The 26824-nt window shown below is 34.8% G+C and carries 20 protein-coding genes, 1 tRNA gene and 1 pseudogene; 3 read left to right on the top strand and 19 right to left on the bottom strand.

All coding sequences use genetic code 11. The features are described from left to right. Positions 1–281 precede the first annotated feature (281 nt). From CYTFE_RS0102315 to CYTFE_RS0102300, 4 genes are all read right to left on the bottom strand, one after another. Positions 282–632, bottom strand: coding sequence for a P-II family nitrogen regulator (locus tag CYTFE_RS0102315; RefSeq protein ID WP_027470483.1), 351 nt, complete (start codon positions 630–632; stop codon positions 282–284). 152 nt (positions 633–784) lie between these two features. Then, complete coding sequence (locus tag CYTFE_RS0102310; protein WP_027470482.1) at positions 785–2107, bottom strand: ammonium transporter; 1323 nt, start codon at positions 2105–2107, stop codon at positions 785–787. Positions 2108–2377: 270 nt separating this feature from the next. After that, positions 2378–2746: a response regulator gene (locus CYTFE_RS0102305; RefSeq protein ID WP_027470481.1), complete on the bottom strand. Its 369-nt coding sequence runs from the start codon at positions 2744–2746 to the stop codon at positions 2378–2380. Continuing rightward, entirely contained in the window at positions 2747–4585 is a 1839-nt protein-coding gene (locus tag CYTFE_RS0102300; protein ID WP_161636277.1) for an ATP-binding protein, read from the bottom strand. A 637-nt stretch (positions 4586–5222) separates the two neighbouring features. Here CYTFE_RS0102300 and CYTFE_RS0102295 point away from each other — a divergent pair. The 3 genes from CYTFE_RS0102295 (at position 5223) to CYTFE_RS0102285 (ending at position 8899) form a co-directional block, all read left to right on the top strand. Beyond that, positions 5223–5307 (top strand) — tRNA-Ser (locus CYTFE_RS0102295). An 844-nt stretch (positions 5308–6151) separates the two neighbouring features. Next, on the top strand, positions 6152–7348 hold the full coding sequence (locus tag CYTFE_RS0102290; RefSeq protein ID WP_027470479.1) for a site-specific integrase: 1197 nt from the start codon (positions 6152–6154) through the stop codon (positions 7346–7348). A gap of 243 nt (positions 7349–7591) precedes the next feature. Further along, complete coding sequence (locus CYTFE_RS0102285; RefSeq protein ID WP_027470370.1) at positions 7592–8899, top strand: IS701 family transposase; 1308 nt, start codon at positions 7592–7594, stop codon at positions 8897–8899. Positions 8900–8904: 5 nt separating this feature from the next. Here the strand turns inward: CYTFE_RS0102285 and CYTFE_RS0102280 are convergent, their stop codons facing one another. From CYTFE_RS0102280 to CYTFE_RS30575, 15 genes and pseudogenes are all read right to left on the bottom strand, one after another. After that, a complete protein-coding gene (locus tag CYTFE_RS0102280) occupies positions 8905–9864 on the bottom strand; it encodes a lanthionine synthetase LanC family protein (RefSeq protein WP_407689935.1) in 960 nt (319 codons plus the stop codon). Between the two features lie 63 nt (positions 9865–9927). Then, positions 9928–12324 carry an erythromycin esterase family protein gene (locus CYTFE_RS0102275; protein WP_027470477.1) on the bottom strand — a complete coding sequence of 799 codons (2397 nt, stop codon included), beginning with the start codon at positions 12322–12324 and terminating at the stop codon, positions 9928–9930. Positions 12325–12428: 104 nt separating this feature from the next. Further along, on the bottom strand, positions 12429–12644 hold the full coding sequence (locus CYTFE_RS0102270) for a class I lanthipeptide (protein ID WP_027470476.1): 216 nt from the start codon (positions 12642–12644) through the stop codon (positions 12429–12431). 205 nt (positions 12645–12849) lie between these two features. Further along, positions 12850–14529 (bottom strand): IS66 family transposase, encoded by a 1680-nt coding sequence (tnpC, locus tag CYTFE_RS0102265; RefSeq protein ID WP_044262502.1) that lies wholly within the window; start codon positions 14527–14529, stop codon positions 12850–12852. A gap of 94 nt (positions 14530–14623) precedes the next feature. Beyond that, entirely contained in the window at positions 14624–14959 is a 336-nt protein-coding gene (tnpB, locus tag CYTFE_RS0102260; RefSeq protein ID WP_027470460.1) for an IS66 family insertion sequence element accessory protein TnpB, read from the bottom strand. A gap of 5 nt (positions 14960–14964) precedes the next feature. Further along, positions 14965–15315 (bottom strand): IS66 family insertion sequence element accessory protein TnpA, encoded by a 351-nt coding sequence (gene tnpA, locus CYTFE_RS0102255; RefSeq protein ID WP_027470474.1) that lies wholly within the window; start codon positions 15313–15315, stop codon positions 14965–14967. 60 nt (positions 15316–15375) lie between these two features. Then, the gene (locus CYTFE_RS0102250; RefSeq protein ID WP_027470473.1) at positions 15376–16038 is read right to left on the bottom strand and encodes a hypothetical protein; all 663 of its coding nucleotides are present in this window, start codon (positions 16036–16038) and stop codon (positions 15376–15378) included. Between the two features lie 15 nt (positions 16039–16053). Beyond that, positions 16054–16242: a response regulator transcription factor gene (locus CYTFE_RS0102245; RefSeq protein ID WP_027470472.1), complete on the bottom strand. Its 189-nt coding sequence runs from the start codon at positions 16240–16242 to the stop codon at positions 16054–16056. Between the two features lie 68 nt (positions 16243–16310). After that, on the bottom strand, positions 16311–18143 hold the full coding sequence (locus CYTFE_RS0102240) for a UvrD-helicase domain-containing protein (protein ID WP_027470471.1): 1833 nt from the start codon (positions 18141–18143) through the stop codon (positions 16311–16313). Then, complete coding sequence (locus CYTFE_RS0102235; protein WP_027470470.1) at positions 18140–20119, bottom strand: ATP-dependent nuclease; 1980 nt, start codon at positions 20117–20119, stop codon at positions 18140–18142. Before CYTFE_RS0102235 ends, CYTFE_RS0102240 begins: the two co-directional genes overlap by 4 nt. 52 nt (positions 20120–20171) lie before the next feature. Further along, a complete protein-coding gene (locus CYTFE_RS0102230) occupies positions 20172–21410 on the bottom strand; it encodes a GIY-YIG nuclease family protein (protein WP_027470469.1) in 1239 nt (412 codons plus the stop codon). After that, positions 21403–23337, bottom strand: a complete 1935-nt coding sequence (locus CYTFE_RS0102225; RefSeq protein WP_027470468.1) for a DEAD/DEAH box helicase — start codon at positions 23335–23337, stop codon at positions 21403–21405. The genes CYTFE_RS0102230 and CYTFE_RS0102225 overlap by 8 nt, the downstream gene beginning before the upstream one ends. Before the next feature lie 11 nt (positions 23338–23348). Beyond that, on the bottom strand, positions 23349–24131 hold the full coding sequence (locus CYTFE_RS24635; protein WP_052342939.1) for a hypothetical protein: 783 nt from the start codon (positions 24129–24131) through the stop codon (positions 23349–23351). Continuing rightward, positions 24128–24982 (bottom strand): type IIL restriction-modification enzyme MmeI, encoded by an 855-nt coding sequence (locus tag CYTFE_RS30585; RefSeq protein ID WP_200871464.1) that lies wholly within the window; start codon positions 24980–24982, stop codon positions 24128–24130. The genes CYTFE_RS24635 and CYTFE_RS30585 overlap by 4 nt, the downstream gene beginning before the upstream one ends. Further along, positions 24979–26798: pseudogene (locus CYTFE_RS30575) on the bottom strand (DNA methyltransferase). The gene CYTFE_RS30585 and the pseudogene CYTFE_RS30575 overlap by 4 nt, the downstream one beginning before the upstream one ends. Between the last annotated feature and the right edge of the window lie 26 nt (positions 26799–26824).

The raw sequence follows: 26824 nt of genomic DNA, 5'->3' as shown, positions 1-26824 counted from the left end.
AGCGCCGGCCCCGGGGCTATTGTTCTGGCCAACCCTGCGGTCTTTTTACTAATTGTTGGCTGTTTAAATGGGGATTATTCATTTATTGAGAGTTATTGAATATGGTTATGGACAAATTGTAATCTATTGGTTTTTAACCGAATAATGTCTATAAATGGGGAGTTGCAGTTTACAAAGCGAGAGTAATTTGCTTACTTTTTTTTGATGTAAAAAAAAGTCCACTTGCTACCTAAATAACAAACGGACTTTTGGTTTAGATTAGAGTAAATCTTTCTATAAAATCATATGGCAGAACTTCCTCGTTCTTCTGTACGAATACGAATGACCTGCTCAAGGGGTGTCACAAATATTTTTCCATCACCTACCTCACCTTCGTGACCGTTATGTGATTTTGCAGCTTTTATAATTGCATCAATAGTAACTTCTGCAAATTCATCATTCACAGCTATTTCAATCCTCATTTTAGGTGTGAGATTCGGAACAAACTCTTTTCCTCTATAAACTTCGGTATTAACCTGATTACCATTACCAGACACCCGAGACACTGTTATTCTGCTGATACCTGCTTGAATCAAGCTTTCCCGAACCTGATCCAACTGATATTCTCTTATTATTGCGGTTATTAATTTCATGCGTTTATTATTTTATTTTCAACAGTCACACGCAACTCGCCAGGCTTAATTATCGACCTGTACAAGACAACTACTCATGACTCGTTTCATAAACTCTAATTTATTTACAGGGGTAGCACTAAAAACTTAAACATAATAGATCATCCACAATATTAATTCGGATTCATCATACCATACCCTCTTTCTCCATGATAAGCACGATCCAGTCCCATCATTTCTTCTTCGTCTGTAGATTTCAGTTTAAACAGCTTTTCAACTATCCAAATCAAGGCAATAGTTAACACAATGGAATAAGCAATGGCAATTCCCACTGCTACCACCTGAATACCAAACTGATTCCAAACAGTCCATTCGCCTCCAGCCAAAGCAGCCGCATTCTCCATCCAACTTTTTCGAATAAAAAAGCTTAAGAACACAGCTCCAACAATACCTCCAACCCCGTGAATACCAAATGCATCCAGGGAATCATCATAACCCAATTTATCTTTAAGCATTAAAGCACCATAACAAACCAACGATGCAGCAACAGCTAAGGCCATAGCCCCAAGAGGCTGTACAACACCTGCTGCAGGAGTTACGGCAACTAATCCGGCCAAAATACCAGAAGCAAAACCCAATGCTGTTGCTTTCCCATGATGAAACAATTCTATGATAGCCCAGGCCAAAGCACCTGTAGCTCCCGCCACCTGCGTAGCCGTTAAAGCCTGCGCAGTAGCAATTCCCGAAGACACACTACTTCCCGCATTAAAACCAAACCAACCTACCCAAAGCAAGCCCACACCCATCATGGTCATCACCAAATTATTAGGACGCAACTGACGCAATGGATATCCCCTACGTGCTCCCAGATAGATAGCAGCCACTAGACCACTCACTCCGGCAGAAATATGCACAACAGTACCTCCTGCAAAGTCAATGGCTCCATCAGCTCCCATATTAAACAAGAAACCATCTTCAGCCCACACCCAATGACACAGCGGGTTATATACAATAATACCCCAAAGTGCAATAAACACGAGATATCCTTTAAACTTAACTCTTTCGGCAAACGCACCTGCCAACAAGGCGGGGGTAATAATAGCAAATTTACCCTGGAACATCGAGAATACCAACTCCGGCACTCCTCCTTCCATGACCGTTTCATCAATACCATTGAGGAAAACATAATCATTATTCCAACCGAACCATCCACCCAATACAGATTCTCCAAAACACATGGAATAACCAACCAACACCCAGAGAACGCTCATAACGCCCATAGCCGCAAAGCTATGCATCATCGTTCCCAATACATTTTTAGATCTTACTAGACCTCCATAAAACATGGCAAGTCCTGGCACCATCAAAAGCACCAATGCAGTTGATGTAATCATCCATGCCGTAGCTCCGGCATCTACTTCCGGGCCTCCGTTCGTGGCCCAACCGTTCACAAAAAACCCCAGCAACAAAGTCGCCAAAAGAATTGCTTTCTTCATAAAATACGCTTAAAAGGTGGTAACATTCATTTCTCGCCTACAAACTTATAATTTTTAATGGTACGTTGCAAATTTTATTATATTTCAAAAGATAAAACCCTAATTTAACGATAGTATATCACAAAAAACAACATAACACAACAACAACAACCCCTCTTAACCACCCCCTACAAAAGAAATACAGCTCTTTTAGAGTAAAAAATGACATAAAAAAAAGTCCGACAATACATGCCGAACTTTAATCCATGGGTCATATTACCCTTATTCTATTTAAGGCAAGTACCTTGCTAATTCCTCTTCAATCTTGGATTTTTTCAATGGCTTTTGAAAATAACCATCTATCCACTCAAGCTTCAAAGCTTTTTCAATTTCTGGAGTTAAGCCATATCCTGACAATAAGAAGTAGGGTATATCAGCTCTAATTTTTCGGGCTGCCGAAACAAATTCCAGTCCATTCATTGATGGCATTTTCATATCTGTTATCACAACAGAAACCTCCGATTCCCCATCCAGTATCCGAAGCGCTTCTGCACCAGATTCAGCAGTCACAATCTTATAAACCCCACGAAACATGATATTGAACAATTTTAAATTTATTGGTTCATCATCAACATAAAGAACAACACCTAAACTACGCATCTATATTTTACTTTTAACGGGGATCATCACTTTTACTTCAGACCCTTTATATCTACAAGAATCTACTTTAATATCACCCCGGTGCTTATTAATAATATTATAAACAGTGGAAAGGCCTAATCCTGTACCACCGCCAACATCTTTTGTGGTAAAGAAGGGTTCAAAGATATGACTCAATACTTCAGAATCCATTCCCTCTCCATTATCAACTATAGTAACCATCGCTTGTGATGCATTACTTATCAACTCTACCCGTACTTCAATTTTTCCAGTTTCACTAATCGCTTGTACTGCATTATACAATATATTAATAAAAACCTGATGTAAATCTCCTTCATTTCCATCCACTTCCACATCTACCTTAGGATAATCCTTAATCACTTCAATTCTAGCCGTTGTTTCAAAAGCCAGCATATTTAAACAATCCTCAATAATAATGCGAATATTGCAACTTGAAAAATCTTTTTTGTTTTTTTTATTAAATCGCTCCAGACTTTGCACTATTTTATTGATCCTATTTACCCCTTCTTCTATTCCATAGACCATTTCAGCTCTTAAGGCATCCATTTCAACCTTTGTAAGGTCATCGTACTGACCACTCATCATGTTTTGCAAACTATACAAACCAGTCTGGATATAATTTAAAGGGTTGTTAATTTCATGAGAAACACCGGCCGTTAAAACAGCCATAGAAGCCATTTTCTCCGACTCAATCAGTTTCTCTTGGGTATCATGCAACTCCCGTAAAGTGAGCTCCAACCTATTGCGCTGTTCTAACAAATCACTATTAGACTGAACCAATTCCTCATTGGCCTGCTCCAGCTCTTCGGTTCTCAGCTGCACCAATCCCTCGAGACGACTCCTATATTGCTCCAATTCTTGCTCTTGTCTCTTTTGCTCAGTAATATTTTTGATTACAGCCTGAAAAAAACAATTTTGCCCTTCTTGTATTAACGCAACACTAATGGAACACAAAAACTCTTCACCTGTGTTTTTTACATGCTTCCACTCAAAAAAACTAGGCACACCGAGTTTTGTTTTCACCATTCTTTCCTCGATCAAGGACACAGACGTCCTACCTTCCTCTTGAAATTCAGTAGAAATATCCAGTATTGTTTTTCCAATTATATCAATACGCTGACACCCAAAAAGCTCCAATGCCCTTTCATTAACGTCAACAATTTCACTTTCTTGTAAAATTAGAATAGCATCAAAGGAATGCTCAAATAAATAACGATAACGCTTCTCTCTATGTTTTAGGTCTTCATTTTTATTTCGTATTACAGATAGTTTATCCAGAATCGTATCAGAATATTTCTTACTCACATAAAGCAAAGCAAAAGAAGCCAACATTATAATGGATAAATCCATTAACCATGCATTGACATCCAAAACATAAGATTGCACATCAATGGTAAATGGTCTCATGCCTGAAACATACATCCAGCCAAAAAAACAATAGACCAAACAATATACCAATAATACCAACAAGGCCTTTCTATACCCCAACACAAAAGATACAAACACCGGAATTAATACGATATAAACTTTGGAGGATACGAGAAAACCAAACTTACTTAAACCACTGATCATAGCCAATAATACAACGACCATGATGGTATAAATTTTAAACCCGAGTTTTATCTTTTTCCGAAAAGCCACCACACAACCCAAAAAAGCCATTACAGCAGAAAGGACAAAAAAAGGCATGTCTAAACCGTAAGAAAATGTTCTAGAGAGCGTTACTCCATACGAAACAACACCAAACAGATAACCAATCAACATTGCTTTATCCACAATATTGTTTTGCAACATTAACAGTTCTTCTTTACGACTCATTGCTGGCTTCATTAATTTGGTCTATCTCCTTTAACAATATATTGATTTGCTCAGCAATATATCAATAAAAACTTATATTCAGGCATTATATTTACTGGCTTAACAATGTTTTACATTTATCAGCCATCTTCATCGATTAAAGGTTTCTCAAAATTGATAACCTATATAGTGGCTGCAAGAAAACGACTGTTTTTTCTGTCTTTGATAAGAAAGCTTCAAAGACAAGGCTTTCGATATTTTTGAAACCAAGAAGTTTACTGATTGTAAATAACTGTTCCAAAAATGAGGATAACGCAGTATTTGGAGTTTTCTTGCAAAGACGATATACTTTCAACTACTGCTAAGTTTGATTGACCCTCCAACAACACGACTGTAGTATATTTTATGATCAACTGCGACCACTTGCATTGTTTATTCTTTTCCGACCCTATAAAAGACAGAAAAAATCAGTTATTTTTTTTACACACTTACATTCTTGAAAAAAAAGCATTTACAGCAAAGAGAAAATTTAATCCTCCTTTTTATTGCATTTTTTTTTGCAGTTCAAAAAAATACTCTACATTTGCACCCGTTATCAAAAGAGATACACAACGAAACAACAGCAATAGCAGGGGTTTCGGTTCATATTAAAAGTTTTGGAGAGATGGCAGAGTGGTCGAATGCGGCGGTCTTGAAAACCGTTGTACTGCGAGGTACCGGGGGTTCGAATCCCTCTCTCTCCGCTAAGTGCGAAAGTAATTTAAAGTAAAACCCTGTAAGTCAACACTTACAGGGTTTTTTTATGCGCAATATTTTTTTAATGAGAATTACTCATTGTCTGAGAATTACGTATTATGATTATGGATAAATTGTAAATTTCCAGGCTTTACTTGAATGCATATTTAAAATTGAAAACCTTATATCTATATGGAGAGGATAACTTTCTTCTTGTGATATTTTTGTTGCTTATGCAAGAACACATATGTTCTTTTTGTCATTGCCACAAAAAGAACCAAAAAGGTCTAGAACAATAGATCACTACCTCACCCTGCATCAGCTTCCCTTTCCGTCCGGCACACACTTCTTTCGCGCTAGGCCAACCGCACTACCTCCTCGAGTGCGCCCAGGAAAGCTTCTCTCCAGCGCTGGCCACGGCTATTGTTCTGGCCAACACTGCAATCCATTAGCTGATAGTTTCTTATACAAATGCAAGATATCGATTAAATGAAAAACACAACTATAACAACTCCACGACTTTACCAGCTCGCCAACTATAACACCTCCAATAACTCGCCAACTTAATATCCCTTCAGGTAAAAATAGAGCCAGTAGCTCAGATGATAATTCTTCTTTCTCAATTTATTTTATCTGTTTAATAACTAAATAAACACTTTTTTTAACAGACCCAACTTTTGTGCGTGATCCTAAATGCCTTAAAACGACATTAAATCGTAACCTATTTTGAAAAGGCAAAAAAAAGGTTACGATTTGTCCAAAAAAGGCAAGGTTATGTCCAATATTGTCCGGCTTACAATTATTTCATTTTGAGATTAATAACATAGTTTTACAATTCAAAAAATGAAGCTTATGAGAAGTACTTTTAATGTTCTTTTCTTCGTAAAAAAGAATGCAGAAAAGAAAGACGGAACCGCACCAATTGTTGCAAGAATTACAATTAATAAAAAGGTTAGCCAGTTCAACACCAAACAATATATCAAACCAGATGACTGGAATGTTGAATTAAATAGAGCAAAAGGAAGAAGTGCTGAAGCAAGAGCTATTAATACCGTGTTAGACGAAATTAAGAACTCACTTTATAACGCATACAACGATCTCACAAAAAAAGTAAAAAATACTTTCCTGGGAATTGGAGTGGAACAATACCTTTTATTGGAATTATTCGAGGAATGTAATATTCTCTTACAAAAACAAATTGGCATAACTAAATCTAAAGCCACTTACCAAAAAGCGGAAGTTTGTAAACGACACCTTTCAAATTACCTAAAAACAGAATATAAACGAACAGATATAGACTTAAGGGAAATCAACCACTCCTTTATCGTTGGATTTGAAACCTTCCTGAATGTGCAATGCGGTTGCAACGCAAATACCACAGCTAAGTTTATTCAGAAATTCAAGAGTATAGTGCTTACCGCACAAAAAAACGGCTGGATACAGACCGATCCTTTTGCCAATTATAGAATTACAATTAAAAAGGTTGACAGAGGTTACTTGAACGATGATGAACTAAAACGCATCATGCAAAAAAGCTTTAGTAGCGAAAGATTGGAGCGCATACGTGATATTTTCATTTTCTCATGCTATACCGGACTGGCATATATTGACATTAAAAATCTTAGGCTGGAACACATCACTAAAGGTTTTGACGATAATTTATGGATAAACACTAAACGCCAGAAGACCTCTATTAAAACGGTTGTACCACTATTAGATATAGCACAGTTAATTTTAGATAAATACAAAGGTCTGCCTAACGGTGTACTTTTGCCGATTCCAACCAATCAAAAAACTAATGCGTATTTAAAGGAAATTGCTGATGTGTGTGACATAAATAAAAACCTTACGTTTCACCTGGCACGACATACGTTCGCAACCACAGTTACACTCTCTAAGGGTGTAACTATCGAGTCGGTTAGTAAGATGCTTGGTCACACCAATATTAAAACAACGCAGATATATGCTCGTATTACAGACGAAAAGATAAGTTCTGATATGCAGTTGTTATCGGAAAAGTTAAAGTGCTCGGGGATGAGTTTGGTTTAAACCAAAAACAACAAAGTTTCTGGTTGACTAAATATATTCAACTAGTTCTACTTTAACAGATTAAAATGATCACTGAAAAAACGATAATTTAGTATTGTTTTTCTTTCGTAATAAACAGTAAATTAGTATATTGCAATTGAAACAAAGAACAAAACTCAAGTTTGCAATGGGTAACGGGCGAAAAACTTAAAAAAATATACGAATAATGGTAAAACACTGCTAGCGGTCAACAACCGACTTGAAGTGTATTTATCTGAATTTCAGCACCATTTTAAAAATAGAACAAAATCCAACTTCGACAAAGCTACTCAATACGTCGAAGGTCTAGCTTTAAGCGATTTGAAAAACATCGAACGCATCACTGAGACATTAAACGCAGACTACCATAAGATGCAGCATTTTATCACCGAATCCAATTGGGATGCAAGAGCTGTCATCGACCAAATAGCAAATCAGGTAGACCAATCACTCCCAAACCAAAAATTAAAAGGATTACTCATAGACGAAAGCGGATGGGTGAAAAAAGGTGACAAAAGCATTGGTGTTGATCACCAGTATTGCGGGAACGTTGGGAAGACTGCAAACTCGCAGGTTGCAGTTTTTGGTTGCTTGTGCACGGACAAATATGCAGCGTTGGTCGACACGAGACTGTACCTTCCAAGGTCATGGTGTACTAACAACGCCAGGTGTGAAACTGCTGGCATCCCCAAAGAGGACAGGGTTTTCAAGACAAAACCGGAGCTGGCTACAGATATTGTGAAGCACCAACTGGAAATGGGTATCGAGTTCGATTACGTTGGGGGGGATGGACTTTATGGCAATGACCTTGCGTTTACCCGTTCGGTTGAGGATATGGGTTTGGTGTACATGCTTGACATTCATAGCGATCAAAAAATCCACCTTGAAAAACCAGAACTACATATTCCAGAGCGAAAGAGCAATCGTGGGCGCCCACCCAAAAGGCCGAAGGCAAGCACCCCATCGGTAAACGCTAACGAATATATAGAAACGCTTACAAACAAGGACTGGAAAAAGCTTGACATTCGTGATTCTGCCAAGGGAAAGCTGAAGGGATTGTTCCATTTTAAGACAGTTTACATTTGGGATAAGGTTCAGAACATTGTTGAGAAACGGTTGCTGGTCATTTCGAAAAGAAAGACAAAGCAGGGAGTAGAAATAAAATATTCGTTCACTAACGCAGAACTTGCTCAATACACGCATCAGGCGCTGGCATACATGCAGGCACAACGCTTTTTCATTGAGCATAGCTTCAAAGAGCAAAAACAGATAGTAGGCTTGGATCAGTTCCAAACCCGCAAATGGCTGTCATGGCATCACCAAGTAGCCCTCAACTTAATGGTGGGCAGCTTTATGCTGAAAGAAAAACTATTGAATCAAGACGAAGTCCCATTGTTGTCGGCAAGAGACATTATGGATTTTATGGTATACAAATTTTATCGTGAAATGACCGATGAACGGATGCTGGAAAAACTGCAGCAGCGACATGAAAAGCGACAGCGTGACATAGACCTCTGTTATTCAAAGCAATAAATCTGTTAAAGTAGAATTATATGCTTTTCCAGATTTTCGATGTTAACCTTTTCCCAATAATTCTTTGCTAAAATAATTTTTGGATTATCAGTTATTTTAGCTATGGCTGAAAATATATAAGCAACGCCAGAAGTGCCATGACAAAAGCAGGTGTCATAAAAATTTCTGATATCATTAAAAGCTATGCCTGATTTATTTATATCCCTCAAGGAAGCTTTCTCGGCAATCTCAACACCTGCCTTATACCATTCACTATTATTGTATTTTATGCCTGCAATTAAGAAGAGAAAAGAGATACCTAAATCCCCATAACACCATGCTAACCTGCTATCACTATCTATATCATTGGAATTATTAGCAAAAGAGCTGACACCATCTTTCTTACTCCTTGACAACAACCAACTAATAGCCGGATTTACAAATTCATCAAAAATGTCATTATTAGAGTTAAATGTATGAATAAGAAATAGAAGTATACCAGGCATTCCATGCGCTGTTCCTAAATTAATCTGATTATCCTTATCTGTATCTAACCAAAAAACACCCTTATTATCCGTTTTTTTTATTTCCCTAAAAAAAGACAAAACCTCATCTAGATTTACAACATCAATTTTTTGCTTACTAGACAATAAACATGTTATTTTCCCCATACAACCGTATAGAAAATCGTAATCCTCTTTAATAAAATCTTGCTTTATAGAATCTTCTATGTATGGTAGAATATCTTTAACAACATTCTCATCTGACAAATCTAAAATTTCCAAATCAATGAGGTGAAGAATAACCCAATAATAACCAGTTATACCATTTCCGAGTGATGAATCTAACACATAGTTATTTGAATTATTTACTAATTCTTCTAATAATTCTTTAGCTATTTTGGAATACTTTTCATCTTTCGTTTGTAAATATCTATAAGAAAAATATAACACCCTTCCCAGATCACCCATATATAAGCTCGGGATGACTGGTTCTTCTGAGAATAAAATATCATCAATTTTAACAAATCATCAACCTTCTTCTTATATTCATTCATTTATTATTGGTTTATTATAATTCTTCCAAAATAAGGTATCTTTGATAAGCTTTTTACTATTGGAAGGAATATATTGCTTAGTTGGTATAACATCAATGTTATCCAATTCAATTAACGAAATATAAATAGTTTGCTTACCCTCTAATTCGTAAAAAATGTCATTCTTTTTGTCAACTCCTTTTTGATACCGCAAATAATTACCATAATTTAAAAAATAGTTGTTTAAATTCTTTTTATATGCAACTCTAAGGTTAATAAACTCTTTATCCGAAATAAATTCACCTACCTTATTGATCTTATCTACATTATATTCCCAATACGCATTAATTTTAATAATACTATAGTCTTTCGAGTTAATATAAATAAGACCTTCAAACTTATCAATGTAATAATATCCTGAATATCGATAAGAATTAAGTTTACTTTCAAAAGCTATTTTATATACCTTAACACCTTCATATTCACTAGTCCCTATCAACTTAAAATTATATTTATTTAGATTTGCTTTCTTCAATAAGGGTGAAGTACTCACCATATCTATACGTTCTAGATATAAAGGTTTTAATGCTGCAGCAACTGATGTTGTTTGCATTCTAAATTTGCATTCGTTATTCTTAAATGCAATACGTCTGCTAGTTATATTTCCTTTATTATCATACCCGTTCTCATCGTAAATTTTTACTACATTCTCAACATCAATCTTTACACTATCATGGTTAGTCAATATTCCTCTACTATATATCTCTGCATTATAATCTTCTTGGATATAATTAGACGGAATATTAACAATAGCTTTTTCAACAATAGATTTAGGATTTAAAGTTTTTGCTTGGACCATTACTTCATCTAATACAAAATCCCTTGATTCTAGAATAACCAATTCTGAAAGATCCTTAAGAGATACTTCACGCGTTTCAAATCCAACACATGAAAATACAACGGTATCCATTTCTGTTGATATAGGAATTATAAGTTGGTAATTGCCATTCTCATTACTAATTGTACCTATTGTTGAATTCTTAACTGATATATTACAGAAAGGTACTTCTTTCTGTTTTTCACTTAATATCCGACCTTTTACTAACTTTAAATTCTGCTCTATAATAGAATTATTTTTTTTGTCCATTGTACTTTCAATAGACATATCCTTAGGTTTTGCTCTAAAGAAACAATCTTCATTAACTAATGAAGTTGAGCTTGATTTTTTAATATAAATAAACCCATCAAATATTTTATTCCATTCAGCTTGAATTGGCGTATACTCAATTGCAGATGAAGTAAAAAGTGGATTGGCATCTCTTGATCGAAGATCAACAAACTGATAATAACTTTCTTTTTTACTTAGCTCAAATTCAATACTTTTATCCAAATTATCTGGTATCGTATCCGTTGGCTCAAATACTCCAAAAGTTCCAGACCCTATAATCGGCGCAATAGAATACACCTGTGAACCAAATTTTTGTTTTAAGTAATAAGCCATAGGCTTATACTGCCTTAACTCATCATTATTCGTAGTAGAAAAATCATTCGCAAAATGTGCTGAAGCCCCCCAACATATAACCTTTTCTCTTGGATTTTCACTCATGTAAAACAAAAGATTATCCGCCATTTGGGCATCTCTTGGATTACTCATTTTAGCCTTCCAATCTGCAACAAGGACTGAATTAGGATCATTTTCAAAATAATCATTAACTAGATTCTCTGTACTTTTTATATATTGTAGCCAAAAATCAGCCTCAGATGTATTAGTATTCCTTAAACTTTGCAAACAATGTTTCACTTTACCAAGTTCTATCTCAAATAACTTATAATCTTTTTCCCCATTAAAAGAAAATTCCTCACCTAACCTGATAAATACACCCTGTAAAAACTCAAAATTAATACTATTATTTATTTCATTTTTTTGCAAAAGCAATCGCAAATCTTCAATTGATTCATAAGTTGAATAATTACCAGAGAACTGATTATCAAAGCCCACAATATTGATTTCCCCTCTTTTCTCATGAATATATTTAATCAATTCTTGAAATTCACAAGAATTACTCCATATCGGGAATATACTATTCGAAATAGCTTCACTAACATCCCCATCGTCTTTAATTATTTTATTTGCTTTAAATAAATCGTAAATTCCACTTTCAAAAGCAATTGTATTAAACCCGAGCTCTTCGTGTAAATATTTTACAATTTCAATATTAATCTTTATAACATTACTTTCACTATGAGTTCCATCTCCAAGCGCAACTAATCTAATTTTTTGTAACCTGTCCTCTAACAATCCATTATTTTTTTGAAGTAAATCCCCTAATGAGAAACCAAGATCATTATTTACTTGACAACTAGTATACGTACAACCTGCAAATAAAATTATAAAAAAAAAGAACCTCATATGTATTTCATTTATTCTTGAATCAACACAATCTATTAAAGCTTATCGCATAAAATGCGATAAGCAGATATAAGTGTTATATTTCATAATAAAAAAGAGTTATTCTACTCAAGTTTTTTTAACTCATCTACTCTCTCTGCAGCTGCAACTTCCTTTGCAAGCATTTCTCCACACTCGTATGGATTTCCTCCTCCATGAGCTTTTGATACTTTACACCTTAAACCTGTTGATAAAGAGTAGGTAAATCCCCCTTTAACTTCGCTCATTGCTGAATTATCTAAAACTGCAATAGTTTCTTTGTTCAAATTTAACTTTTTCATTAAAATAAATATTAATTAAAACCCCTACTCTCTTTAGGCTTTTCGGGAACCTCCATAATCCATGAAAATTTAAGAATTATTCAAATAAAATCGTAAATATGCGGTCTGCTACATATTGCAAAGTAAAAAAATGCTCCAATCCGGATGTCGATTGGAGCGTTGGAAATCTCTAAGTTTTACTGGAATCTTTTGGAATTAATCGAAATTAGTGGGTGTTTTTTGGAATATTCTGACAACTATTAGACTTTTTCCAATTGTGCGGCAAAAGATCAGCCAAGTCTAAATCATAATTGCTGTTGTATAACGCAATCTTAGAAAATACATCTGTAAGCCATTCGCGAGGATTTACATCACTGGCTTTGCAGCATCCCAGTAGTGAGTACATAATTGCTGCATTTTCTGCGGCATCATGGTTGCCACAAAACAGATAGCCTTTTCTTCCAACAGCTACCGGCCTAATTGCATTTTCAGCTCCGTTGTTGTCAGGCAGATATCGGCCATCAAGATGATAGCGAGACAGACGTAAGAAAAGATTGTATGTATAAGCCAGCGCCTTACTCATCTTTCCTCCTTGTAGCGCTTTGGGGTAATAGCCTTCGATCCATTTTTCAAAAGCACGCATGATTGGATAAGCCAAGCGCTTTCGTAGTTCAGCTCTTTGCTTGTAATTCATGTTCTGATCGGTGGCCATTTGCTCAACTTGATAGATTTTAGCAATTTGTGCCAATGCGTATTCAGCCCCCGTTTTGTCTTCTTTTAGACTTTCGGAGAATTTCCTGCGCGCATGAGCCCAACAACCCAGAAGCAAAACACCTTTCTTTTGCTCATAGATTGAATATGCCTGATATCCATCGGTTTGAATAGCTCCCTGAAAATCCTTTAATAAAGGAAGTATCACTTTTTGTGCTCGGGAGCCTTTGTCGTAGTGAAAGAAAACCAAGTTATTCATTACTGATCGAACCATCCACAGATAAGCCTTTTGTGCTTTGTGCTTTTCGTTGCTAATAACAGGAATGGTACTTTCGTCAACCTGAATATAATCAGATTTTAGAACAATTTTTTTTAAACGTGCATAAAGAGCTCTTAGTAAATCACAGCTTCCTTGAAACCAACCATTAATGGTGGATGCAGGTAATTTTATACCAATCATTTTGAACATGGCCATTTGGCGATTAAAAGGCTGGTGGAAATAATATTTATTCATCATCAGCTCGCTCAATAAAGAAGGCCCTGCATTGCTGCGTGGCAAAGGCAATAATGGCATTGAACCAATACGGATAGCTGATGCTTCTTCGGTGTTTTGATCTGTAGCAATATCCGGTGATACTGATTCTTGCTTTACTGCATATTTAGGACGTTCTATACGACGTACATATACCTCTCCGGGCTTGTGTTCGAGTATTTCTGTTACTTCTTCGCCAATACGCACCCAGTTATCTTGTTTACCTTCCGGTTCAATAACTTCTACCTCTCGTCTAAGGTGGTCAGGAAGTGGTTGACGAACTGGCCTCTGCTTGTTTTTTACAGGCTTGCGGCGCTCATATTCGATAAGCTCTTTTTCAGCTTTTTCAATAATAGCTTTCTCTTCTGGGACTACCTCTAGTCCGTCCCAATCGATCTTTCGTTGATCGGGATCTTCGGCAATATGCTTTTCACTAGAATTGCCAAAAAACTTATGGCGAAACCAAGCAAGCTGGTCGATCAGCTTTTTAATTTGCTGCTCTTTTTTAGCGACTATGGACTCTAATTTTTTGTTTTTAGCTTCCAAAGTGTCCAGAACCCTATTGTCATTTTTTCGCAAGCGGGAAAGTTCCTGAAACATCTCGTCACATTCCTGGAGAAGCTCCTGTATTAACACATCTTTATTGCTTGAAAAATCGCTCATTTATCACTGCTTAATTACGAGCTTAAAGATAGTAAAATCATGGCTTCTAGCCAATTTTATCGATCTAAAAATCCTAAAAAATTGCTTCTTTTTGTCACCTCTTTAAGAGCCTTTTTTTAGGCTTCACATTCTTTACAATCAACATTAAATCGTGCCAACTTATAATGTGAGATGTGAGGCTTTCATCAAATGCAGGAAGTTTGAAAACACCACTATCGAGCTTCTTATGGTAAATTACCAACCCGCCGTGTTCTAGATGAAGTATTTTCATGGTGGTCAGCCTACGGTTGACAAATATAAAAACTTCACCGTCCTGAACATTACGCTTCATCAAGGAGCTTACAATGCCGCTGAGTGTGTAAAAGCTTTTACGCATATCCACTGGTGCCGGATATAGAAAGTATTTAAGTTTATCGTGTAAATGAAACATCAGACTTAATCAAATAAGTGAACAATTGTTTTTAATACTTGCGTGTTTATATTATCCCTTAGTAGCATCTTGGTGCCATTGGGAAATAGGAATTCAATGGGAGCATCATTATTTAAAGTAGCCTTACTCTTGATGATAGATGGACTCGATTGGTTATTCGTCGCTAACGGATTACTGTCAAATTCTAGTGGAACAAAGCTATCTGGCTCATGTGCTAATGCCTCTTCCAATTTATTTCGCCAATAGTAAAAAGTGGAAGGAGCCAAATCTTGGTTGGTACAGAAATCTTTTATGTTCAAACCTGATTCCTGGTAATCCTTATACAAACGCTTAAATGTTGTTAATGTCATTCTCATTTTTTGCCATCAAAGAAACAGCGCTAGTATGAAGGTCGCAATATGTGAAAGACCGAAGACTTACTTTTGAGTAAATTCTTGAAGATGTTTTAAAATTGCAGGATTCTTTTTTTTAACACTATTCAATGCATCAACGACCTCTTCTTTATCATTTTCATTGTTTTTCACCTCAAGAAATTTTTCAATAATTTCTAACGATTTTATTAGTGCTTTATCATTTGTTTGGAGATACTGTTTTAAACTTTCGTTCAAAAGACTTTCTGACACCATTGAAATACTCTTTTTATTTGATAGTGTAGTGCCAATTTGACCACGTAGCCAGCTTATCTCATTTTCAATATGAGTAATCCTGTTTTGGTGATTCTGCCTTTCGTACTCAAGTTGTTTTTTGGCAAAACGTAATTCAAGCTTAGATATTTCTAGTTTTTGCTCTAACTCAAGTATTTGCATATTATCAGTTAAAAAATCAGTTATTTTCAATTTTCCCGAAATTACAAGTCCATACTCTTCTAAAGTCCGTTCTATTACTTGTATATCATCTCCATTCTCAGGGATAACCATTAATCTAACTTTTAATCCTTCTTGCTCAATTCTAACAATCGAATTGGATTTAGGCTCTTTTTGCTGTAATACTGTAGAAAAATAATTAAGAATGGTTATTCCAGATTGTAAATATTCAGGTTTAAATTCTATGGTTCTTTCTATTCTATTTTTCGTTGACAATTCCCATTTTATTAATCATAAATCTATAGCTGTCACAACAGCAGAGACTGAATTATTTACACCTAACCTTGGATAAAGTAATGATTTGTGTCGTCTAAGAGCTGTATGTGAAATACCTAATTTATCAGCGATATCAGCCTCCGTCAACCCTTCAGCCATTAGCTGAAGAATATCTTTTTGCCTTTTTGTAATGCGACTTCTCATATTTCTTAATTAATTTTTTTCATTCAAGCATTATTTTACATAACAGATTAACCTGTCGCAATCCACTATCAATCAACTATATGTTTAAATTCGACTAATCCAGAGTTCTGTAATTCGTCAAATATTACTCGTATCTTTTTAAAGTCTTGATTTCTCAAATTATCCCATTTATCCTTTCTAGTTTTACTATAAGTAAAAGCAACTCTTTCTTTTGCTCTAGAAAGTGCAACAAAAAAAGCACATTTGTCCTCATCTGGTTGTTTTTCAAAACTCCAAAATGCACCATCTTCCAAACCAACAAAAATTATAGAATTATACTCTAAGCCCTTACTTTTATGAATTGTCATAATAGGAACAGAATCTTTTCCTAATAATTTCTGAACAGCTTCATATACATTTTCACTTTCTTCCTTATATTTCCCCAATGATTCTGACAGTTTATTTAACATATCTTTTAAAAACTTGGGATTTCTATAATTTGGAAAATTAGCCTTAATTCTATCAATTGAAACAAATTTAATTATTTCATTAACTAACTCCTTTGGGTCTAAATCCTTATTTATAAGTTGTCTAATGAACTTATTGAATTTATTTTCAAGCTTCATTATTTCATCATCCTCATATACTGAGGAAGTATTAATAAGAAAATTTATAGCTTGTGTTTTTTCATCAAGACTTTTGGTGTCAGACAAAAGAGTGATTGTATTTAGAACAAATACAATCAAGTCATCTGACAATAAGTCTTGCAATTGATTCTCATCTCTTGCTTTAATACCATTCTGGTTAAAAAAGTCAATAATTTCACCTGCATAAACACCAAGCTGTTGTTTGACAAGTATACAAATATCTCGTGGTGTTATATCTTCATTTTCAATCCACCTTTTGACTTCTTTGAATAAATGCTCAGTTTCTTTTTGTTGGTTGTCATATACCCATACAAAAGCTTCTCCTTCTTCTTTATTCCATTTATCTGAAGATTTTACTAAATCACTTTTATTCAAGAGTTTTGAAATAAGGTGATTTTGTAATTCTACTAATCTTGGAGCTGATCTAAAGTTCATTTCTAAGATTAAATCTTTTGCTTTATAGTTTTTAATATAAGTATCAAATATATCTGGTTTTGCTCCGGCCCATAACATAATTCTTTGCTTATCGTCACCAACAGCTGTAAATATTGCGTTACTATTACCAAAACAAGAATTTAAAAACTCAAATTGAAGAAATGTAGTATCTTGAAACTCATCAAGAAAAATATGGCTATATGTTTCCTGTAGAAAATCCATTATTTTCGGGTTCGATACAATAATGAGTTGAGATAGACGCATTATCATTTTAAAGCTTAATTTTGAACTTTTACTTTCAAGAAGTTTTTGCCATACTTGAACCCTCATTTTTTTTTGCTTCCCGTCATTATTCACAAGAAGAGCACTATTATGAAATTCTAGAATTTTATTCCTGTCATGAGTGTTGTGAAATTGAATATCAATCGCTTTATATATTTCTAGTATTTCCTTTTCATCTAAAATGACATCATAAGGGTAATTTATTTTATAACCTTTGGGTAAACCTCTATAAAACTGATCAAGTATAACCTTTGAGAATGCATCAAATGTTAGAGAGTCAAATCTTTTTGAAAGTTTTTCGCCACACCTCTTATCAACCCTATTTTTTAAGTTATACGCAGCATCTCGTTTAAAACTAATTGCAAGAATTTTACGGGGGTAAATACAACTATTTGTTTCTAATAAAAAACTTGCTCGTTGTGCTAACAATTCAGTTTTACCTGCACCTGGTCCCGCAATAACCAATGTGTTATAATCAGATTTTACTGTATTTAGTGCATTATCCTCTAATTGGAGATTATCGGAAGGGATCCACTCTTCTATTTTCCTATACCTCATGACAACAACTCTTTAATCTTCTTAAACATCTTTTCAAATACAGGTGGCATGTTTTCTGAAAGTTCCTTATCTGTCATTGAAGATAATGCCGTAATATGTGTTGTTGGTTTTCCTCTACCCAAGAAGTGATAATTATACCATATCATCAGTTCCTTTTGTTTATCACTGTATGTTAACGCTTGAGCTTCTTCCGATTTTAAAGTAGCCTGTATAGCACCTTTCAATTTCGATTTGAATTTGGCATCCTCTTTTACTTTATCCGGAATTTGCGGCCCCCCACCTTTGGGGATTGCACTTTTATATTTTTCTGAATAATACTCTAGCATTAAAAAATCTAAATCTAAAGGATTGGAATAATAAACATTGTAACTTTCAAGAAACTTCACCCATGATAAAACACTTTTTAACTTATTATCTTTATATGTCCATGTATGCATCTTTGAAAAACGCTCATCAGTCATTATTTCACCCCCTTCTAACTCTAATAGTTCATCTCTATCATAACCAGCATCAATTAATTGCTGAAGAATATATTTAATTCGTCCCCAACCTCCACCATTTCTTTCTATATCTAAATCAAGTAATGTAACATAGGGTATATTTAATACATCTAATAACTTCCAGATATGATTGACAAATCGGTGTCCTAATGGAACAAATGTAATTATGTTGTCATCGAAATCAACTTTATTAGTTTCCATCAGACGATTGAACAATACTTCTTCACTATCGCCTTCGCCAATAACAGCTAGTTTTGCAAAATATATTTCAGGATAGTTTCTAATAGCTTCTTTCACATACTTATAAGCTTCATCTTTCTTTTTAGGTAATAAAATTGAATTAATCTCTGCTTTGTATTGATTATCAACCCTAAAATGAAATATTGATTCTGGGTCAATTCTTTTAATTATTGCAGGAGTATGAGAAGATAAAAACACTTGCGTTTTTTCCTTAGTTGAAATAGATGTTAAAATACTAATTACTCTTCCAAGTAATTGAGGAGCAATATGATTTTCAGGTTCTTCAACTGCTAAAATTGTTAAAACAGGTCTAATCTTATCATCGTCTTCTTTTATAATTTTCTCCTCAACCTCCAATAAAGCACAAACAAGAGTAAGATAGAATAATGACCTATATCCTTCTCCTAAATCATTTATTTGAAATGCCCTATTTGTTTCGGTTGGACTGAAAGACACTTCCAATTTCTTCAATATTGAATCTAAGTCACTATTACCAAAGCCTAAACTTGTTTGTTTATACCTTTCGTCTTTGTGAAATTTCTTCCAATAAGTGGTTAATGACGATTGAATTTCATTGAACTCATTTAACTCTTTAAATAGGTCATTAATTTCTTCTGCTTTATCACTAAAATCTTCTTTGAATTTATCATCAAAGTTTAACAAATGTAAAACACGATAAAGTATTGAACCTGAAACATAACGAATTTGGTCACTTGGTTTTCTAATTGCAGGAATATATAAAACTTGGATTAATCCTCTCAAATGTTTTGGGAAAACACGTTTTGAATCTTCATCTTCAATTTCTCCCTCTGGAACAGTTACGAAAAATATTGATGTTTCAATCTCTCCTTCATCTGTAAATTCACTTTTATACCAAGTGCTTTCTAATCTAATCCGTATATAAGGTTTCTCTCCTTCATCGTCAACAACCATTTGATTAAAAAAATGAGGAATAGATTCTTTGTCTGAATCACCAAAGTTCATTTGTACTTCTATTGATAATGACTTTTCTTCAATTGAGTCTATATCTTCTTCATGAGCAACATGAAAATCTTGTTTTAAAATATCTCTTTCATTTTTAGTAACACCAAAAATTTTTGTCAAAGCTTCTAAAGCAGCCGTTTTCCCAGAACTATTTAATCCGATAAAGGCATTTATTCTATTTTTCAAGACCATCGTAGCACCCTCTGTATTAAATGCTCTAAATCCTTTAATTATAGTTTTTGAAATATACATATTCTTTAATTTATAATCAGCTTAATGTAATCACACCCACTTAAGGAGCTGGCTACCTCAACACTATCACACCATTTTCCTCGTCATACCTGTACTTCACAATCTTTCCATTAATAATCAATTCAATTGCTTGCTCAATCACTTCGAAAGGGGCAATAAACCATTCTCTTGGTGTATGACGCTTTCCTTTTTCATCGAAAACATCAATTTCTAAACACGAGTTGCCAAAGAAATTATGAAGTAGCTGCTCTAATTTCTGAGGATTCATATTAAAGCATTTCCAAGCTCCTTTTATTCGCACTGGTGCCATTAAATAAGTTGGCTCTTTTTCGGCATTTTTTATTCTTTCTTCAACATCGGTTTTCGAGTAACCAACTTTGAATAATTCTTGAATTGCAGATATTCTTTCATCGGTACTTTTTGACATTAGAACATAGATATATCCGGCTTCTTCATCTTCTTCAGTTATAGTACTAAAGCTTTCAAGAAAGCCTTCGTTTACTTTATCAATGTTTTCTGTTACTACTCGACCGTTTGCATATAGTATTTTCTCAACCGAACGTTTAAGCATATTTGATTCCGTGCCATTTTCAAAGATGCAGCGTGTCCGACCATCTTCTCGTACCCTGGTTCCGTCTTCTTTGTAATGTTCTTTATGAGAGATATTAATTTTCTCAAGGTAGAAAAGCACCCCATTGTGAACGTAAAAAGCCATTTCCTGAAGATTATCTTGCTTAAAGTCTATTAGTTTTCGTTTGCCTTCTGCCAGATCCTTTTGAACATCTTTAAGTAGTTGTTCATATTTACCAAAATCTTTGCAAGTTTTCCTACGAGCTATAAAATCGGCGTGTGCTCTTTCGTAATCTTTTGGTGTATGCTTAAAATCAAACAGACCTGCATCATCACCACCAAGAATATTCAATGAATCATCACCAAACAAATCCTCAATTGAATTAATTTCTTTTGGTTTGTTATATTCACCTTGTGATTCGTTTACTTGATTAATTGCAACATCTGGTAACAAGTTATAGGTATCGTGAAGCTTTAATAGTTCTACCTTTTCCAAATCTTCACGCAAGCTTTTTAAACGAGAATATAATTGATACTCTGAAATATTTGATGGGTTTGGTTCAGGTTCTTTGCTATTGTTTTTAACAAAGTCATTTATTTCCTGAAAATTAGCCAATAAACGTTCATCTGCCGTTCGAGCATTAGATTTCTTAGGCTTAACATTTAATAAGCCTAAGGGGTCATTGCTAAATATTTCATCTAAAATGCTATCCTTATCCATTTGCCTGTGCTCGTTTGCGTTTTTCCTCTTTCAGATAAATAATACATTCAGCCATACGCTTTTCCAATGGGTCATTTGATTTAAGACTTGGCTCTCTATTATACATTTTCATAAATTCCTGAATCTTTGGCCAGAGAATCTTAGCTTCTTCAAAATCCATTTTTATGCGAGTTGATTCGATATGGTCTTGAATAACTTTCAATACTTTGGTTGTTACCGATTTTGAAAGTATCTCGAAAGCCTTTTGGAAAGGATTAACCTTATCAATAAGGTCAATATGAATATCATCAATATCAACAAAGGAACCTGCCATGCGGATGAAACGTTTATCGCCTGTTTCCTTAATCTCTCCGTTTTTAATTACAGAATCTACTACCACATGCTGACGAACTTCTTCTACTTCATCTTCCGATAAATCAGGATATTTCACCTTGATAATTTTAGGGATTAACACTTTATTGATGACTTCTGGGTCAACATTGCCAGGCATGGCTTTAAGCATAGTATCATCTTGCAATACTGTTGCTTTAAGGTCATTTAAGTCCGATTCTAGTATATCCTTTACACGTTTTGAAGTTGGTTCTTTTAATCCCCTGATTTTTATTTCACCCGGTTTTGCCTTATCATCATCACTTACTTTTGTTTTAAACTTCCAGTTTGGAGCTAACACCTGTTCCATAAGCAATGAAGCAGTAATGGCTTTAAGCATATTATTAACCGAAAGCTTTACCAAATCATCGGCTGCATCAGGTTGGGCAATCAGATTTGTAAATTGGGCATGAGTTTTATTGTTGCTGTCACGGGTTGCTCTACCAATAATTTGAATAATCTCGGTAAGCGAACCACGATAACCAACCGTTAAGGCATGTTCGCAATAGGGCCAGTCGAAACCTTCCTTGGCCATCCCAAGAGCAATAATTAAATCCATATCATCAACGGACTTAATATTTCGTAAGTAATCTACGATTTTATCACGCTCTCTTGGATTATCCTCAACTAAATCGGCAACCTTTAATATTTTGCCGTCAGAATGCCTTTTGATATGAATTACACCTGTTTCTTTATCCTGCTTTGTGACTGAACCAATGGCATCCAGTATGAAATCAACCTCGTTGTGTTTGTCTTTAGTTGATTCACCTGAATTCACATTTGGAATATGCAGAATTGTTTTTTGGTCGGTGTTTAATATCTCCATAATGGCATCGGTGTATCTCCCCTGGTAAAAATGATAACCAATACCCAATGACTTTAAGAACTCATACCCGTTAAGCTGTTCGTAATAGTTGTATGTAACTTTAGTAAACTTTTCTTCATCTTCGGGTTTTAAAACCGGTATACTATCTCCACGAAAATATGAGCCTGTCATAGCTATAATATGAGCCGATGATTTACTCATTATTTCTCGTAACAAATCACCTAAACGGTTTTCGGCATCTGCTGATACATGGTGAAATTCATCAATGGCAATTAGGATATTGTTAAAGGTGTTTTCATCCAATTCTTCACAAGCAAAGCGGAATGTAGCATGTGTACAAATTAGAATCTGCTCACCGTTTGCCATAAAATTTTGAAAGGCTTGTACTTTACTTTTACTGCCATCGCCACCGGGAGTACACAGGTTATATGTATCATCGGGTTCCCAGTCAGCAAAAAAGCCAAACTTCTTTAATTCTGTTGTAGCGAAGGAACTACCGATGGAACGTTCTGGAACGGCAACAATTACTTTTTTAATGCCCTGATTTACCAATTTATCTAAACCCAAAAACATTAATGCCCTTGATTTACCGGAAGCCGGAGGAGACTTTATTAATAGGTATTGTGCATCACGATACTCAAAAGCACGTTCTTGCATTTCACGCATACCATATTGGTTTGTGCTTTTACTTTTTCCTGTTTGTTGGTACTGTACGTTTACTATATCTGGCATGTCTTTATTTTTTATAACTCATCGTAATTAAACTTTTGAAACCTTATTTCTTCATTTTTCAATTCGCTCCAATCAAAATGATATTTCTCTTCATCGCTCCAATTTGTTGGAAATTGAATCCTAAATAAACTGCCTATTGCAGACTGCATATCATAATAGTCTCCTCCAGAGAATGCCATTAAAGATTCTCCTGCAGAGAAGTCCTCCTGTCTAAATTGTGAAGAAATCAAAACCAACAAACCAGAAATGGCATTTAATAGGTTTTCAAGGTTGGCGTATTTAAAATTATCATGTCTATCATGCTTACTCTTATTATAGCTTTGATACCATTCAGGACTTGTATTTGATTCTGACCAAACCTTAAACGGTTCTAATATCAAAAGCTCTGAGTCCGACCATTGAGGTAGCCCAACTTTATATGAAGACAAACGATGAGTTGAATTTACCTTCCTGTAAATTCTCATGTTTAAAATTGGGTTGCCAAACCTATCAAGCTGAGGAGTATAGATATTCTCAGATAATATTGCTTTGAAATTAGCCTCTACTTCAATACAAGTACGCATAAAAAGCTCATGTATCCGATAAGAGAAAGTTTGCATACTTTCAGGAGATGGCTCAATGAATTCAAAAATCCGTTTTAAATCTTCAAGAATAAGTAAGAATGCTCTTACATAGCTATGACCTGATTGACAATAGTTCCTGTCAACAATATACGCCCAACTACTATAACCAGCATTGGGATGTGATTCTATTACTGGTCTATAAATTCTATGGTATGGCAATTCTATTCTCATTTCTTCTTATTTCGAGTTTTCTTAGCAGCTTTTTCTTTTGCCTCACGTTCTTTTTCCTCTCCAATCATTTTTTCATACAGCTTGAATAAATACTCCAAACGCTCTTCATCACTTTTAAATGGGGTACTACGGTAACATTTTTCAATGATGATGTCATTTTGATGATGTGCCTCTCGTAAACCATTTGGCATTTTATTAGGGTCATAAAGTTCTGCTAAAGTTTTATCAGAGTGCTTTTCTCTTTCCTCTAAAATACGGAATACCGCCTGAGTTATTTCATTTTTGCGTTGCGTAGAAATATTTGGAAAAGGGAAAGTATGGTATGAAAAGTAAGAAGAATATCTATAATCAGATTTTAATCGCCCTGCGGTGACTCTAACCCAAATCATGTGCATTTTGGAATTTAGCAACCCAAATACATAAGGTTCTGCATCATATATCACTTGAGAAGAATCAGCAATGACATTATCTATTTCAACAAAACCCATAGGAATGTACTCTCTGCGTATAGACGATACTCGGGGTACAATAATCTGAGATTGTTTTGGCTCATTCGAAAACTCAAATTTATGTGGTGTTAAAGCTTTTGCTTTTGCATTATTTCCTCCTTCCAACCTAAATTGTTTAACTTTTTCAATCCTTTCCTTTATTTCATGTATTTTAATAGCTTCATGTAGATTATCATCATTTAACCACAAACACCACCTTTCGTTTCCATTGATATAATCACTAGAACCGATAAATTTTCTAATAAAGCCATCACAAGTGGGATGAGACCTGAGCAATTGTTCTTTTTCTTCAGTTGATAAAACCAAATTACCTCCATCTAAAGGTTTATTACCGGAAGTCATTTTAATAATGTCGCAAGAGGTTTGGAACGCTTATAGACTATGGTATTTCTAGCATTTGCCAAATAAGCATTAATATTGTTTACGTTACTTTGTATGCCATTATTGAATATATATTTAGGTTCATTATTTTTTCCTCTAAGACCAATAATTGAACATATCACGCCAGCTTTATTTTTAGCACTATTTGTCCAAACAAAATCCTTATGCGTGAAATATATTTCAATACCCATATTAAAAATGTGGGGCCAAGTCATTTCAACTTGAGTTCCTTGGCATATCGAGTTGGTGGAAACAAATGCACACTTAATACCTTTTCGGATATACTTCGCCGATTTATAGAACCAGCAGGAGATATAATCCTGTTTCTTATAATTTTCCATACCTCCGAAAACAAATTCCATATCGGACTTTTGTTCTTTATCTTGCATGCTCGACCCCAAGTAAGGTGGATTCCCTAAATATAAATTTCATCATCCTCGATTTTTGGACAAACTTCTTCCCAGTTCACACGTGTCGCATTTCCCTGAACAATATGTCCTGCCTCACTTAAAGGTAAGGTTGGATTAGTGCGACCAAACTCTTTATGAAATTCAACGTTTATTTGGTGTTCAGCTAACCATAAAGCAAGCTTAGCTATTTCTCCTGCAAAATCATCTATTTCAATGCCATAGAACTGCGATAGCTGAATACCGGAAAGAGCCATCATGCCTCCTGCTTTAAAAATCTTCATTTCAAGCAAGCGGAGTTCTTTGTAGGCAATAATTAAAAAATTACCGCTACCACAAGCAGGGTCAAATATCTTTAGATTGTGTATACGGTTTAGTAAAACCTTTAATTTCTTTTGATCTTTACCTGCTTTTTCAAATTCTTCATACAACTCGTTTAAAAATAAAGGCTCTATAACCTTCATAATATTAGGAACAGAGGTATAGTGTTGTCCTAAGCTTCCACGCTGGTCAACCGAAATAACAGCCTGAAACATAGAACCGAAAATATCAGGATTGATAGCAGACCAATCCTGGTCACCGCTATTTAACAAAGCAGCTCTTGAGCTTCTTGAAAATACCGGAGAAGGAACTGTTTCTCTGAATAAACCTCCGTTTACAAAAGGAAAAGTATTTAAATACTCAGGTAAGTTCTCCCTTTTACTTTCAGGTGTATTAAGTACTGTAAATAGTTTATCTAAGTAGGTATTTAAATCACTTCCATCAACCTGTGTATGCGAATCTATAGCATTGGTAAATTGATTGTCTTCAAAAATATGGGTATCCTCGGCAAAGAAGCAGAATAACAAACGAGATAGGAATATATTTAACCCATGTATGAATTCCGGTGAATCATCAGGGTTATCCTTTTTAATCACATCGAAAAGCTTTGCCATTTTTTCGGCTGCTTTTACTTCGGCAGGGTTTTCATTGGCATGTTGTGCCTTTTCCATTCCGGCCCACGGCAAAAAGAAATCGTAATGCTTCGCTAAATCCTTTATTTGGCAATCCAGTTTATCTTTTGTTTTGGTGTCAATTGCCAACAGTGTTTTATAATCAGTTACTACTACAAAGCGTTCATTGTGAGTAGTATTATTTACTAATTTAGAAATAGTTAAATGTAAATCAGCGTTTTGTTCCTCTTTGAAAAACAGCTTTTTCTTCCAAGATATTTCACCTTCTGTTTTCGACATATTGCGATTGCCTTTTTTTAAAAGTGTAATCGCATTTTTTGGTAAACCATAGGCTAAAAGCAAATCGAAAATAAAGGTTTCTTTATTTATGGTTGCTATCAGCTTTTGTAGGTTTATTTCTATCTGTGCAATGTTCATTTCTATCTTCTATTGGGGAAACGAAT

The sequence above is a fragment of the Saccharicrinis fermentans DSM 9555 = JCM 21142 genome, from assembly GCF_000517085.1.
Classification (GTDB): Bacteria; Bacteroidota; Bacteroidia; order Bacteroidales; family Marinilabiliaceae; genus Saccharicrinis; species Saccharicrinis fermentans.
The sequence above is the reverse complement of the archived record's forward strand: the minus strand, read 5'-3'. Positions and strand labels throughout refer to the sequence as shown.

What these genes read in the sequence shown, in the direction of transcription:
- CYTFE_RS0102315 (WP_027470483.1), bottom strand. Translation starts at nt 632, where the DNA reads ATGAAATTAATAACCGCAATAATAAGAGAATATCAGTTGGATCAGGTT.
- CYTFE_RS0102310 (WP_027470482.1), bottom strand. Translation starts at nt 2,107, where the DNA reads ATGAAGAAAGCAATTCTTTTGGCGACTTTGTTGCTGGGGTTTTTTGTG.
- CYTFE_RS0102305 (WP_027470481.1), bottom strand. Translation starts at nt 2,746, where the DNA reads ATGCGTAGTTTAGGTGTTGTTCTTTATGTTGATGATGAACCAATAAAT.
- CYTFE_RS0102300 (WP_161636277.1), bottom strand. Translation starts at nt 4,585, where the DNA reads ATGAGTCGTAAAGAAGAACTGTTAATGTTGCAAAACAATATTGTGGAT.
- CYTFE_RS0102290 (WP_027470479.1), top strand. Translation starts at nt 6,152, where the DNA reads ATGAGAAGTACTTTTAATGTTCTTTTCTTCGTAAAAAAGAATGCAGAA.
- CYTFE_RS0102275 (WP_027470477.1), bottom strand. Translation starts at nt 12,324, where the DNA reads ATGAGGTTCTTTTTTTTTATAATTTTATTTGCAGGTTGTACGTATACT.
- CYTFE_RS0102270 (WP_027470476.1), bottom strand. Translation starts at nt 12,644, where the DNA reads ATGAAAAAGTTAAATTTGAACAAAGAAACTATTGCAGTTTTAGATAAT.
- tnpC (WP_044262502.1), bottom strand. Translation starts at nt 14,529, where the DNA reads ATGAGCGATTTTTCAAGCAATAAAGATGTGTTAATACAGGAGCTTCTC.
- tnpB (WP_027470460.1), bottom strand. Translation starts at nt 14,959, where the DNA reads ATGTTTCATTTACACGATAAACTTAAATACTTTCTATATCCGGCACCA.
- tnpA (WP_027470474.1), bottom strand. Translation starts at nt 15,315, where the DNA reads ATGAGAATGACATTAACAACATTTAAGCGTTTGTATAAGGATTACCAG.
- CYTFE_RS0102245 (WP_027470472.1), bottom strand. Translation starts at nt 16,242, where the DNA reads ATGAGAAGTCGCATTACAAAAAGGCAAAAAGATATTCTTCAGCTAATG.
- CYTFE_RS0102240 (WP_027470471.1), bottom strand. Translation starts at nt 18,143, where the DNA reads ATGAGGTATAGGAAAATAGAAGAGTGGATCCCTTCCGATAATCTCCAA.
- CYTFE_RS0102235 (WP_027470470.1), bottom strand. Translation starts at nt 20,119, where the DNA reads ATGTATATTTCAAAAACTATAATTAAAGGATTTAGAGCATTTAATACA.
- CYTFE_RS0102230 (WP_027470469.1), bottom strand. Translation starts at nt 21,410, where the DNA reads ATGGATAAGGATAGCATTTTAGATGAAATATTTAGCAATGACCCCTTA.
- CYTFE_RS0102225 (WP_027470468.1), bottom strand. Translation starts at nt 23,337, where the DNA reads ATGCCAGATATAGTAAACGTACAGTACCAACAAACAGGAAAAAGTAAA.
- CYTFE_RS24635 (WP_052342939.1), bottom strand. Translation starts at nt 24,131, where the DNA reads ATGAGAATAGAATTGCCATACCATAGAATTTATAGACCAGTAATAGAA.
- CYTFE_RS30585 (WP_200871464.1), bottom strand. Translation starts at nt 24,982, where the DNA reads ATGACTTCCGGTAATAAACCTTTAGATGGAGGTAATTTGGTTTTATCA.